Annotated in this window: 18 protein-coding genes; 9 read left to right on the plus strand and 9 right to left on the minus strand. The window is 35.6% G+C overall.

Going from position 1 to position 12,586, the window contains the following annotated elements; genetic code table 11:
* Positions 1–26: 26 nt before the first annotated feature.
* From OQ292_RS31935 to OQ292_RS31945, 3 genes are read right to left on the minus strand one after another with little or no spacing between them, the layout of a single operon-like run.
* Positions 27–977, minus strand: a complete 951-nt coding sequence (locus OQ292_RS31935) for a transketolase family protein (RefSeq protein WP_284688189.1) — start codon at positions 975–977, stop codon at positions 27–29.
* A 7-nt stretch (positions 978–984) separates the two neighbouring features.
* On the minus strand, positions 985–1,818 hold the full coding sequence (locus tag OQ292_RS31940; RefSeq protein ID WP_284688190.1) for a transketolase: 834 nt from the start codon (positions 1,816–1,818) through the stop codon (positions 985–987).
* Positions 1,819–1,855: 37 nt separating this feature from the next.
* The gene (locus tag OQ292_RS31945; protein ID WP_284688191.1) at positions 1,856–3,277 is read right to left on the minus strand and encodes an L-fucose/L-arabinose isomerase family protein; all 1,422 of its coding nucleotides are present in this window, start codon (positions 3,275–3,277) and stop codon (positions 1,856–1,858) included.
* 88 nt (positions 3,278–3,365) lie between these two features.
* On the opposite strand from OQ292_RS31945, the gene OQ292_RS31950 reads away from it, so the two are divergent.
* The 6 genes from OQ292_RS31950 (at position 3,366) to OQ292_RS31975 (ending at position 7,212) form a co-directional block, all read left to right on the plus strand.
* Positions 3,366–4,232, plus strand: a complete 867-nt coding sequence (locus OQ292_RS31950; RefSeq protein WP_284688192.1) for a helix-turn-helix domain-containing protein — start codon at positions 3,366–3,368, stop codon at positions 4,230–4,232.
* 311 nt (positions 4,233–4,543) lie between these two features.
* Entirely contained in the window at positions 4,544–4,789 is a 246-nt protein-coding gene (locus OQ292_RS31955) for a hypothetical protein (RefSeq protein ID WP_284688193.1), read from the plus strand.
* Between the two features lie 27 nt (positions 4,790–4,816).
* Complete coding sequence (locus OQ292_RS31960; RefSeq protein ID WP_284686065.1) at positions 4,817–5,548, plus strand: ISL3 family transposase; 732 nt, start codon at positions 4,817–4,819, stop codon at positions 5,546–5,548.
* 194 nt (positions 5,549–5,742) lie between these two features.
* On the plus strand, positions 5,743–6,339 hold the full coding sequence (locus tag OQ292_RS41215; RefSeq protein ID WP_431733799.1) for a hypothetical protein: 597 nt from the start codon (positions 5,743–5,745) through the stop codon (positions 6,337–6,339).
* 186 nt (positions 6,340–6,525) lie between these two features.
* The gene (locus OQ292_RS31970) at positions 6,526–6,771 is read left to right on the plus strand and encodes a hypothetical protein (RefSeq protein ID WP_284688194.1); all 246 of its coding nucleotides are present in this window, start codon (positions 6,526–6,528) and stop codon (positions 6,769–6,771) included.
* A gap of 12 nt (positions 6,772–6,783) precedes the next feature.
* Positions 6,784–7,212 (plus strand): GNAT family N-acetyltransferase, encoded by a 429-nt coding sequence (locus OQ292_RS31975; RefSeq protein WP_284688195.1) that lies wholly within the window; start codon positions 6,784–6,786, stop codon positions 7,210–7,212.
* A 3-nt stretch (positions 7,213–7,215) separates the two neighbouring features.
* Here OQ292_RS31975 and OQ292_RS31980 read toward each other — a convergent pair whose 3' ends face one another.
* On the minus strand, positions 7,216–7,614 hold the full coding sequence (locus OQ292_RS31980) for a transposase family protein (protein ID WP_284688196.1): 399 nt from the start codon (positions 7,612–7,614) through the stop codon (positions 7,216–7,218).
* An 11-nt stretch (positions 7,615–7,625) separates the two neighbouring features.
* Complete coding sequence (locus OQ292_RS31985) at positions 7,626–7,751, minus strand: hypothetical protein (protein WP_284688197.1); 126 nt, start codon at positions 7,749–7,751, stop codon at positions 7,626–7,628.
* A gap of 209 nt (positions 7,752–7,960) precedes the next feature.
* On the opposite strand from OQ292_RS31985, the gene OQ292_RS31990 reads away from it, so the two are divergent.
* Together OQ292_RS31990 and OQ292_RS31995 are read left to right on the plus strand one after the other, a co-directional pair.
* Positions 7,961–8,425: an IS110 family transposase gene (locus OQ292_RS31990; protein WP_284688198.1), complete on the plus strand. Its 465-nt coding sequence runs from the start codon at positions 7,961–7,963 to the stop codon at positions 8,423–8,425.
* Positions 8,392–8,964: a transposase gene (locus OQ292_RS31995; protein WP_284688199.1), complete on the plus strand. Its 573-nt coding sequence runs from the start codon at positions 8,392–8,394 to the stop codon at positions 8,962–8,964. Before OQ292_RS31990 ends, OQ292_RS31995 begins: the two co-directional genes overlap by 34 nt.
* A gap of 130 nt (positions 8,965–9,094) precedes the next feature.
* Here OQ292_RS31995 and OQ292_RS32000 read toward each other — a convergent pair whose 3' ends face one another.
* The 4 genes from OQ292_RS32000 to OQ292_RS32015 form a co-directional block, all read right to left on the minus strand.
* A complete protein-coding gene (locus OQ292_RS32000) occupies positions 9,095–9,880 on the minus strand; it encodes a transposase (protein ID WP_284687574.1) in 786 nt (261 codons plus the stop codon).
* Positions 9,881–10,436: 556 nt separating this feature from the next.
* On the minus strand, positions 10,437–10,853 hold the full coding sequence (locus OQ292_RS32005) for a hypothetical protein (protein ID WP_284688200.1): 417 nt from the start codon (positions 10,851–10,853) through the stop codon (positions 10,437–10,439).
* An 82-nt stretch (positions 10,854–10,935) separates the two neighbouring features.
* Positions 10,936–11,259, minus strand: a complete 324-nt coding sequence (locus tag OQ292_RS32010) for a hypothetical protein (protein ID WP_284688201.1) — start codon at positions 11,257–11,259, stop codon at positions 10,936–10,938.
* On the minus strand, positions 11,256–11,594 hold the full coding sequence (locus tag OQ292_RS32015) for a hypothetical protein (protein WP_284688202.1): 339 nt from the start codon (positions 11,592–11,594) through the stop codon (positions 11,256–11,258). Before OQ292_RS32015 ends, OQ292_RS32010 begins: the two co-directional genes overlap by 4 nt.
* Before the next feature lie 29 nt (positions 11,595–11,623).
* Here OQ292_RS32015 and OQ292_RS32020 point away from each other — a divergent pair, with 29 nt between their 5' ends.
* On the plus strand, positions 11,624–12,457 hold the full coding sequence (locus OQ292_RS32020; protein ID WP_284688203.1) for an AraC family transcriptional regulator: 834 nt from the start codon (positions 11,624–11,626) through the stop codon (positions 12,455–12,457).
* Positions 12,458–12,586 lie beyond the last annotated feature (129 nt).

A 12,586-nucleotide genomic window follows, 5' to 3' on the forward strand; every position in this document is an offset into this window, starting at 1 on the left:
TATTGTACTAAAGAATACATCTTCGGTTATACACTAATATTTTCTTCGACTAATGCTTTACCTACTTTATACAATCCTTCTTCTGAGATTCCATAATGATTAAAAATATCGATCTGAGAGCCTGTAACAGTGTATTCGTCTGGAATACCTACAATTTTAAAAGCGAGTTTTTTCCCATACTGCATCAAAATACTTGCACATAGTTCACCTAAACCACCATTGATACAATGCTCTTCAACTGTTACCATAGACTGGCAACGGTCAGCAACTTCTAAGAGCAATTGCTCATCGAAAGGTTTAATGGAATGCATGCTCACCACAGTGCATTTTATACCTTCTTTCTCTAATTGTTCGGCGGCTTTGTAAGCATGGTAAACAGTTTCGCCAGTTGCGATAAATGCCAAATCGTTACCATTCTTCAAAGTAATTCCTTTGCCCAATTCAAACTTGGTATTACTATTATGCAGATGATACATGGGCCGTTTACCAAAGCGGATAAATACAGGTTTGTCTACCTGCACAGCAAATTGAATTGCTTCTATTGTTTCAAAATTATCTGCCGGAACAATAATATGAATGTTATTGATAGCTCTAAGCACGGCGATATCGTGTAAAGAATGATGAGTTGAGCCTAAAGCACCATAGCTCACGCCAGCACTTATACCTATTAAATTAACTGGATTGTCTGAGTAGCAAACATCGTTTTTGATCTGTTCCAACGATCGAGCAGTAAGAAAGCAAGAAGGAGAAACGGCAAATACTTTTTTGCCAGTAGAAGCCAATCCGGCAGACATACCGACCAGATTTTGCTCTGCAATACCCACTTCCACAATTTGCTTTGGATATAACTTTCCAAAATTTACCAGTTTACCAGAGCCGCGAGAATCACTGGTAACTGCTAATATGTTTTTGTCTTTAGCTGCCAGAGCTTCCATTGTTTCGGCAAAGGCAACCAAGTTTGGGATTCCTTGTTCCATATCATTTTCACTTTACTTTTAGCAATAATTCTTTTTCTGCTAATTCTTTTAGCGCTAGTTGATATTGTTCATCGCTTGGTACTCCATGATGCCATTTTAAAACATCTTCCATATAAGAAATACCTTTTCCTTTAGTGGTATTGGCAATTACCAAATTGGGTTTGCCTTTTTCAAATGCTCCTTTATTTAATATGGTTGAAAGTGCTGCTAAATCATGTCCATCCACTTCTTTTACTGCCCAACCAAAAGCTGCAAACTTTTCCGCCAATGGCTCATTACTTAACACATTTGATGTGCGGTCTGTTATCTGCAATGTATTTCGGTCGATAATAGCGGTTAAATTATCCAACTTATAGTGAGAAATTAACATAGCGGCTTCCCAATTAGACCCTTCTGCCAATTCTCCATCACCAAGAAGGGTAAATACTCGGTAATCTTTATTATCCATTTTAGCACTCATTGCCATGCCAGCACTCATTGCCAAACCATGACCCAAACCACCAGTGTTTTGTTCTATACCATTAACCTTGCGTGTAGGATGCCCAACATAATGAGATTTGTATTGACAAAGCGTTTCCAGATCAGACTCTGGAAAGAAGCCTTTATCTGCCAACACAACATAAAGTGCTTCTACCGAATGACCTTTACTTTGCACATAACGATCCCGATCTGGTGAATTTATGGTCTCAGGATTAACATTTAACACGTTGTTATACAATACGTTTAGAATGTCGATACACGAAAGACTTCCACCAGTATGACCTGCATTTGCTTTCTTTATATAATATAATATTTTTTTTCTGTATGCTACAGATTTCTTTTCTAATTCGATTGTCAACATAAGCTTGGAATTGAACAATTAAAAAATGAATATTGCTTTAATCTTCGATTTTCTCATCATGATAGTAAACATCCCAATTAAGGTATTTACCTAGGGCTTCTTTAAGAATACTAGCGGTATGAGAAGCATTCATTACAGCATGGTGTTCAAAACCATTGTTACATATATATCGCATTAAGCTTTGCAGCTTTGGTACTTTAGCTACAGCTCTGTTGCCAAAAGTATTTAACTCGTCGTTTGTGAGCATGCCTTCACCAAAATAGGCTCTCATTTTGCCATCTAAATCTGAGGTACTAACTCTGCCATAGGTTAGAGGTCCGGCAGGAGTACGGCCTTCTAAAGCACCATAAGTATTTTCTACGCCTACGGTTGTGCCTAAAATAGGAGCGGTACTTATTCTAATATCTGGTAAGAATGATTTTGCCCAGTTTCCGCAATGGAAAAGCACACATTTATTTTCGTCTTCCGCATAGTTATTATTCCAATCTACCAGCGCACTAGGTGTGCCAGAAGCGAGTTGCATGGCATACATCGTGAGCGTTCCAGTAACATCAACCTCGCAAGCACTCGGCATCAATTGATCGCTCATCATACTCATGTTGGTGCAAACATTACAACCAAAGTTAGATTGTACCGAGGTCCAGCACTGAATTGCTGTTGCATCAAGGGCATTTTCTTCTATAAAATCAGAAAGAACTACACCGAGCTTTGCCATTTGGACAAGTTTGTCTTCGGGAGTTTTACCAGTAGGAGAGTAAGCTTTTATACTTTCCAGTTTATCTATTACTTTCTGATCTTTTGCAGTCAACTTGTTGGCATTGCCTAATATTTCAGAAAGGTCTATTGTAGTGATGGAGATACCATTGTGTTCTAGAATTTTTTCGCTGTATCGTACTGTTTTAAATGCACTTGGTCTAGCTCCTACAGCGCCAATACGTAAATTTTTTAAGCCTTTTACGACTTTACAAACACCTAAAAATTGCACTAAATCTTTGTGAAAGCTTTCATCTGTGGGATGAACTACATGTTTGTGTGTAATGGTGTAAGGAATGCCATACTGCCTGAGATTATTACATACTGAAATCTTACCACAAAAAGCATCACGCCTTCTGGCGACATGCATTTTATTAATCTCATCGGGATATCCTTGAATAAGGATGGGAAGTTTTAAACCTGATAGTCGAATTACATCTGCTACACCTTTTTCGTCGCCAAAGTTCGGTAAGCATACAAGGATTCCATCGATTTCATCAGCATGGGATTTAAACAGCGCAGCGCACTTTTTCGCATCCTGATAAGTTTCTACTCCTCCGAGTTTTGTTTCATTTTCATTTGGAATAATGAGGTTAAGGTTCATTTTTTCAGCCAGAATTTCCAAGTCTTTTCTTGCCTCTGTCACCAAAATATCTGGAAAAAAATCACGATTACCCACTATTACTCCTAGTGTTGTTTTTTTCATCGGGTGATTTTTTTATGTAATTGTAATAGTATCTCGAATTTTGATTAAATTCTACCTGTTTTCATAGTTATTTATATCATTTTCCGACATGCTATATAAGTTTGATGAAAAAAGGAATAGATACGATCCTTATGGTTTAACCTGCGAACTTTGGGCAAAATCTAAAATGCTTAAACCAGATCGACATGATGAATTGGAGATCAACTTTGTGCCTTCAGGCTCAGTAACCTATTTAATTTACGATAAAGTTGTTGAAATTCCCGAAAACAAATTGGCAGTTTTTTGGGCACTTACTCCGCATCAAATCATTCATGTATCAGGGCAGGCTCCTTATTATGTTTGCACCGTGCCATTTAATATTTTTTTAAATTGGAGTTTTCCCAAAGAATTTATCAAGTATTTGCTAAAAGGGAGTGTAATTCTAGATGATTCTAATTTGAGTCTCAACCACGAATTGCTGTTGTTTGAAAATTGGCGGAAAGATATTGAAAGCAAATCTGATAAATTAAAAGACATTGCTTTGTTAGAATTAAATGCCCGACTGCAAAGGTTGGCTTATAACGACTATAACATTGTAGGTAAAAACCTATCGCTTGATATTGACCTCAAAAATGTAGATATCGTTGAAAAAATTGCCGCTTATATTGCTTCTAATTACTTGCAGGATATTAAAACAAAGGATATTTCTGATATTGTTAACCTCAACCCAGATTATGCAAATAGAATTTTTAAAGAATCATTTGGGCTCACCATTCGGGAATATCTTCTAAACCAAAGAATATTCCATGCAAAGCGAATGCTTTCAACAAGTAATCAAAAAATAACAATTATCGCATTGGAATCAGGCTTTAATTCCATCAGTCGCTTTAATGCATCCTTTTTAAAGATTTGTGGTGTGTCACCAAAAGCATACCGTAAACAACATGGGCATTTGAATAATCCATCGCTTTTGTAGGATAATTTATAAAACTTTAAATTTCAAATGTATGTTCCTAAAATCCAGCGATTAGCTTAAGCAAGCTTATTGATTAATTGAAACAACTTGTATCTTTCTGGTAGTTAGCTTTTGGAAGAAGCCCTAAGGCTGAATGGCGCGAAAGAGCCCTTCCTGAAATCTGACTGGCAGGTATATGGTCCACAAGGACGATTGTTGATTTAATTGGTGGCACTATAGGTGACCCCGTCTATGCGACCCAGTATGAAATAGTTCATCAAGAATAAAGATATCTGCCCCAAAAGCTCATTTTTGGTTTAAAATATAAGGATATGAAAAAGAAAGTATCAATGGAAATGGTCAATCCGCAAGCAGCAGGTATCGACGTGGGCTCTAGGAGCCACTACGTAAGTATCGGGCAGACCAAAGAAGATATTAGGGAGTTCGGTGTCTATACCCAAGACCACGAAGCAATGATCGCTTGGCTCAAAGAATCAAAGATTACCACGATAGCTATGGAAAGTACGGGGTCATATCGCCGGTTCTTCGTCATTTTTGGTGGGAAATTAAAAATCTGAATTTCTGGTAGATTTAACAATAAAAAGATGAACCTACTAGAATCCTTACTACCAAAAGTTCCTGCAATACAATTTGAAAAATTCACAATAGATACTGAAGGAAAATATCCTGTGTTGGCAATTGATATTTTACGAACAGCTACTACAGTAGCATGCCCGCATTGTGGGAAAAACAGTCATTATATTCATAGCTATTATTGCAGAACAGTACAGGATTTATCTATATGCAACTTTCAATTAAAATTAAATTTGGGTGTCAGAAAATACTATTGTCAAAATCCTGCATGCAGGTTTAAAATTTTTTGTGAACGATTAGGACCTGAAATACAAGCATATCAACGTAAAACCACTCGCGTAAAACTAGAAATGCAAGCCATAGCTCTTAAAATAGGTGCTAATCCAGCTTCTCAGTTATGTCAAAAATTATTTTTGAATGTAAGTAGTAGTACTTTGCTAAGATTGATGCATAGTAAAAAGCTTCAAAATTTCTCCACACCAAGAGTTTTAGGTGTTGATGATTGGGCATTTAGAAAAGGAGATAATTATGGGACAATTTTAGTTGATCTTGAAAAAAACAAACCAATAGATTTGCTGCCTGATAGAACCTCAGAAACTTTAAAAAATTGGTTAGAAGCTCACCCTGGAATTGAAATTATTAGCAGAGATCGTTCAGGAGCCTATGCAGAAGCTGCCAAACAAGGCGCACCAGATGCTTTACAAGTTGCAGATCGACGGGTCTCGCAGACTGGCATTTACTGAAAAATTTAAAAGAATGTTTGCAGAAATTATTAGAGAAACATAATTCTGATTTACGAAAGGCATCTTGGTCATTGGAAAAAGAGGAAAGACAAAAAATACTACAAGCTGAAGAGGAAAAATTGCTTCAACAATCCCAACAAAAGAAACCCTCTCAACCAAGTAGATACGCACTCATATTTAAAGAAGTAAAGACTTTGTTTTCTCAAGGAATGGGAAAAAAGACTATTGCTAAAAAGCTATCTATTAGCAAGAATACAGTTAAAAGATATTTGCAATTTGAAGAATATCCTGAAAAAAGCTTACCTACAGTTAAATCAAACTCTGCTCGGAACTATTATAATGAACTTAAATATCATTGGAGCTGTGGAGAAAAAAGTCCAACAAAGCTATGGAAGTTATTAGTTGAACAAGATATTCCAGTTACCTATCGAAGTGTTCATTCAATAGTGAATCAGTTTGGCGAAAAAGAAAAGAGTCCACCCAAAACGGTTGTAATAAATTGGAGTTCAAGGAAGGTAAGTAGATTGTTGTTAAGTTATCAAAAGGAAATGAAAGCCAAAGAATACAAAATTCAACCAAACATACAACTAGCAAGGAGCTTATCAATCCAATTCAGAAACATACTTGCTAAAAGAAAAGGTGAGTTACTTTTAAAATGGATTGATGCATGTAAGCAAAGTGATATAGCAATCATGAAAAGATTTGGAAAGTCTATAAATAGGGATTATGATGCCGTAAAAGCTGCGGCTACATATAACTGGAGCGGGGCTCCCCGAGCAATGGGCCGGTAGAAGGACAAGTAAATAGACTCAAGAATATAAAAAGACAAATGTATGGTAGAGCTGGATTTGATTTACTGAAAATTAGAGTATTGGATACTTCCTGATTGGTCCCACCAAAAATGATGATGAACCACGTTAGTCCGGAATATGTAAACTGCACCAAATAAAAAAGAACCCCAAAAGAATGCTATAAGATTGCCTGAAGAACAAAATGAGTTTGACAATATAATGCAAAAGATAAATGACTTGGATCATTTTTCGGGTAATGCACCTGTATATCTTGATAAAGATTTACATGAGGTTTTAATTAAGTTGAAAGTCGCAGGAGAGCTAAAAAAAGTTTCTAATCTTATCTCATATCTTGTTGAGAATTTTATTAAAGATAATATCAACTCAATCCATAAGACATTAAACAATAAAAAGAACAGATATCTAGATTAACTAAATTTTAAGATGATTAAAGTAACTGATAACTATTATAGAAAACTTGTTGTGGAGATTTTAAGCCAATCTTTTGATGATAATAAAAGTGTTAATTATGTAATTCCACAAGGTAATAGAAGGAAAAATGCACTAATAAAACTGATGGAATACTCTTTTGACATTTGTTTGAAATTTGGAGAAGTATGGCTTTCAGATGATAAGAAGGCTTGCTCCTTGGTATTATTTCCAGATAAGAAAAAAGATACATTTCAAACTGTGCTTTGGGATATTAAACTGGCATTATACATTAAAGCAGTTAAAACTCTTAAGAGAGAAGGAAAGATTAAGAAACACCATCCCAAAGAGCCTTTTGCTTATTTATGGTTTGTTGGTGTGTTTCCAGAAGCACAGAATCATGGCATTGGTAGTAAATTACTCAATAGACTTGTTCTGGTGTGAGAATCAAGAAGTTAGCACAAAGTTCCATAGTCCTGCACACAAGCCAATTACCTTGTTGTAGAAGGATATTTTTCTACATCGCAATCTATCAGATAAGAATCTGTACCGCTTTAAACCTACAATGGAATTTTCAACGGTGACTCGAAATTGACTTTTTTCTCTATTGGAAATTTGTTGTTGTTCTGTTAAAGGAGTGTTTCGTTTTTTCTTATATGGGATACTCAACTTCTTGAATCCATAATCTTTATCTAAACCCAAATAGCCAAGATCAACATGCACTTCATATTCATCGAACCAAAGTCCCCTTTCTGCATCAAATTCATTACGTAATATACTCAAGTCATGAGACCTACCATGATAAGCATAACTGAGGTATTTTATCTTTTTCTCCTTAGTACTCATTAGCATGTATTTTATGGTGTGTCGTTTTCTTTTGCTGGGCCACACTGGCCGCTGTAAGCATCTCTCTGTTTATCCTGATTACCAGGTCGTTGCCTCCACTGCTCAGTGGCATTCATTCCATTGTAAGTTTGCATCATTACCTATTAGATATGATTTTGTATTTTAATCATGGGAGAGCAGACCCTGACATTCCATGGCAACGGCCACCGTTGGTTATTTAAACCGTCCGTCATGTTCTGGGCTGCTCCCATTGATTCCAATACTGGATAGTTCATTAGGTCAGGAACCTGCTTACAATGCTAGTGAAAAGGAGTCATACTTTTTTATATCATTAAAAACTTAGCCCATGAAACGGTATATAGGAGTGGATATATCCAAAAATGATTTAGTTTGTGCTTTTCCAATACAGGAAGGTTTTACGGTTAAAACATTTAAGAACACCCTAGAAGGTATTGACCTTTTTTTACAAGAACTGGAGAAGTCCGATCATATAGTTGTTGAGGCAACTGGTAACTACAGTTCCCTATTGGTGTACAGCCTACATGAAGCCCATTTTTTGGTATCGGTAATCAATCCCAAACAATCTGCTTATTTCTTTAAAATGCAATTGCAAATCACCAAAACAGACGCAAAAGATGCTGAGATGCTTTCTTACTACGGTCAGACCTTTAGACCTGCCTTATTTAAGCCCAAATCATCATCTTTACTGAAAATACAACACAAACGAATGATTATCAGGCAACTGAAAAAACAACGGCATGTTATGGCCACCATGGAATGGGTTGCCTTCAGGATGAGGAAACGTATTTAATCCAGCATGACGCTTTATCAAAGAATGTTTTATCAGAAAGCTTGGTGTTCATTGATGAAAAAATTAAACTTTTGGAAGCTGACCTATTGCGGTTGGCAAATCAAGAGTTCGATCATATGCTCAAACTTGCACTTACAGTGAAAGGAATAGGAAACAAGATTGCCGTTTCATTGATTGTGGCAACAGACGGGTTTCGTCTTTTTGAAACGGCAAAACAGTTGGCCAAATTCATTGGAATAGCACCAGTACACCATCAATCAGGAACGAGTGTTAAGTCAAACAGGGGGATCAACCGTTCAGGCGACCCAACTATCAGGTCTCTGTTATATATGGGAGCGTGGTCAGCAATCAGATATAACAGAGCCTGTAAAGAGCTCTATGATAGACTAAGAAAAGCAGGAAAGTCAGGCTATGTGGCTTTGATTGCAGTATGTCACAAACTAATTAGGCAGGTATTTGCTGTGGTAAAGAACGGAGTTCCTTTTGATAATGACTATGAATTTGACAGTAAAAAAACAGTTGAAAAACTTGCTCTTTAACATAGTTCATGACGGCAACTATAATTTCAGCCTCTTCTAGCCATTGATACTGTGTTTAAAAACAAATAAAAATCAGTAAATTTAATTACCCGAAAGAGGACATGATAGGAAGTTTTATACCGAAGTCCATCTAGTTTAGAGTGAGTACTAACTCGCTCTTATTTTTTTGTATTGTACATGAAATTTCTTTTTGTGATTGATGTCGTTTTACATCAAACTCTTCTTTCGATTTCCACAACGAATAAATTAATATTAATAGCTTACGTTCTACAGCAATGACTCCAATCTTTTTGCAAGGCTTTTTTTCAATGACCCCCTCATAAAAATCATGTAAACTTGAATTCTTACTGTTACAAGCCGCAAGAGCAGGCATGTACAAAGCTTTTCTGATGTGAGAATTCCCGTTGCCACGGTGGCCTTTTTTAGAAATTCTAGCTCTTTTACTACTTTTTCCAGATTGGTTAAGTTGCACATCCAAGCCTGCATAACTTACCAACTGTTTGATGTTATTTACCAAAGAAAAATTATTAGTTTCAGCAAGTACGGTTAGTACACTTATCACACCTAGACCAGGTACTTTTGTAATTCTGTCAATGGTTTGCTTTATATCTTTTTCTTGCTCTACAAGTACAGATAGTTGTTGCTCTATTATTACAATCGTATCAAGAAGGGACTCGATTTCTTGCTCTAAGCGCTCAATAATGATTTTGGGGACATCAAAACCATTCTTATAAGCATGGAGCTGGTTAATTGCAGCCGTCTTCTTTTTTTGATATTGACTTCGCTCCCTAGTCAACAGTTTAATTTCTCTCAAAGTAGTATCGGGAGCTTGCCAAATGGGTAGTGTTCGTTCTAATCCCATACGACACAGCATAATAGCATCTAATTCATCAGTCTTAGATGGGACCTCCCAGATTTTGTGTCTAGACTTTCTGCAAAAGCTTTAGCTTTATTGGGCAACAGTACACTGACCCGTAGATTTGTATCCGATAAAACATATGCCAAGTTCTCATAATACACCCCTGTAGCTTCTACCACAAAAAGGGTCGGAAGACTGGTGTCATCTAGCTTTTTATTTGCCCAAACAATAAAATTTTCGATGTCGCTCAAGGTATTTTTGAAAATTCTCTTTGCCCCATATCGTACATCTAATTCTTGGGTAAGCATCCCATATTGAACCGAAAAGGTATCTTTTGAAATGTGGCAGCCACGCTGTCAATTCCGAAGCATTTTTTTAAAATTGTGTTTTTCATTAGAATTTCTTTATGGCCACCGTGGAACGGATTCTCACGTAAATTATCCGAGGTAGATATCTCTCCCCTAAATACTGTTGTTCCTATAAAGAAAAGAGAGAAATGAATTGTAAATCAATGGCCACAGTGGCAACTGCTCGATATCGTATAAAACGTATCTTCCATGGCGTCATTCTCTCCTCATCTTTTCTTGTAATTTAATACCTTAGATTAAGGGATTCAAACATACGTCCATGGGGGCCAATGCTTTTTGAACTCTTCCTCAGTTGCATATGCTCTTTTTGGCATATATCCTCCTAGCTCTAAGGCAGCTTGAAGTACTTGCAAAGTAAGCGACTGCGATTGATAGGCATTAGAAGGGGCTAGTCCAAAACTTAAAGCTAATAGATCATAAGTCAGACCGCCGGGTGCCGGAGCACTTTTTATGCTATATAAACCAAAAAAGAACAGGTCTTTATAAGTAGCAAATACACTTTCAGATGGGAAGCCACTTTGTCTTTCATCTATGGTCTCATCAAAGAGTTCAACATATGCTTGTTCAAAGAGAGTAGCCAACTTATTGAATTGCTCTTCACTTAACCCTGTACTCGCTTTCCATTGTCTTTCTGTTCTTATTTCTTTGTAGGATATTGCCATTTTTCTTTTTTATCCCAAAAATAATAATATTGATTATCAATTACTTACACCAGAACAAGTCTAATATAGTAAAAGTAATTACTTAATTCTGATTTCTAAAAAATGGAAGATATAGCGTATTATATAGAGCTCTAGCACCTTCCTTTAAAGTATTAGTCATTTTATAGATGTTTTTACCATCGAGTTTATGATCAGCCATTTTTACATTATAAAGCTGAACTCCTGTTTCAAGATTATGGATGCTTAAACCTTTGGTTTTGATTGAGGCTTTCCCTATGTAAAATGAACATTTAAACTCAGGATGCTCTGTATGAATAAGTGTACCAAAAAGATCTCCTTTTTTATCATCACGCTTATCAAACCTGATGTGCCAATGTAAAGATGGTATGTAATCTTCTTCTGTCATTCCTCTTTATTATTAGGGTTAAAGATTTGATTTATTTCATGATAGAACCTGTTATTCCCAATATATTCCCAAAAATCATCAACAGAGACTCTTTCAAAATCACATTCATCGCTATCGATTTTTTTAAGCAGCTTTAAGTCCGAAATCATCTTTCCACTTACAGGATCATACCGCTCCATATCCATCATAAAATCATCATGAATGGTAAGTCGTGTAGCCATGCCATTGTCAAATATGTAATGTGTGTATGTCATAAGAGTTTCTATATTCAACTTTATAAACATACGGATATCACACCAATATTGATGAATGAAATAGTTATATTTTGAGCGCATACAGTTTTTGGTGAAAAATTAATGTGTATATGTCTAATAATATTGATAAGGTGAAAGCAATTGAAGAAATAAAACTTTATTACAGACCAATTCAGCCATCTGTTCAAACAAAAGACGAGTGGATAACTTATCAAGAAGCCAAACCGAATAAAGAAATAGAAAGCTTTGTGTATTGTTTTTGGCAACTTAAAACGCAAGAAACACTCAGTCAACCATTTATATACAGAGTAGTTTCTGATGGTTGCATTGATATATTTTTTAACCACAATCAAGCATCCGAAAATTATATAATGGGATTTTGTAGAAAATATACGGAGTTCCCTATTGGCAAAAAGTTTAACTACATCGGAATTCGTTTTTTACCAGCTGCTTTCCCACTGATATTTGGAGTTAATGCTAAAAGTCTGAGCAACCAATCTCAAGAATTAAAATTAATATTACCAGATTTTTCAAATTGGATTAGCACTAAAATTAAGTCTACAGATTCATTTGAAATGATTATAAAATCATTAAATGAGAAATTGATATTCTTTATTGAAAGACAAAGTTTTAAATACGATTTACGTTTTTTCAATTCTTTAAATATCATTTTCCATAAAAATGGTTTCTTGAATATAGAGAAAGACTTAAATACTGGTCTAAGTCCGAGACAACTTCGTAGAGTTTTTAACTTCTATGTTGGAACAACTGCAAAAACTTTTTGCAATGTTGTACGCTTTCAACATATTTTACATGCTAAACCTTCAAAGCAAAGTATTAGAAATAATAAACTATACTTTGATGTTGGCTTTTTTGATCAAGCACATTTTGTTAAAAATTTCAAGACGTTTTATGGAGTAACACCATCACAGGCATTTGAATAGTTTTTGTCCGATTTTTACAATTTCCACCCATTAGTGATCTCTAAATTTGTTCAACAAACTATAAAAAATGAAGGCACTAGTATTTACTACATTTGTCTTATCTATAAGTTGGGCAAATGCACAAACTCA

It is taken from the genome of Chondrinema litorale (assembly GCF_026250525.1).
In the GTDB taxonomy this organism is placed as follows: domain Bacteria; phylum Bacteroidota; class Bacteroidia; order Cytophagales; family Flammeovirgaceae; genus Chondrinema; species Chondrinema litorale.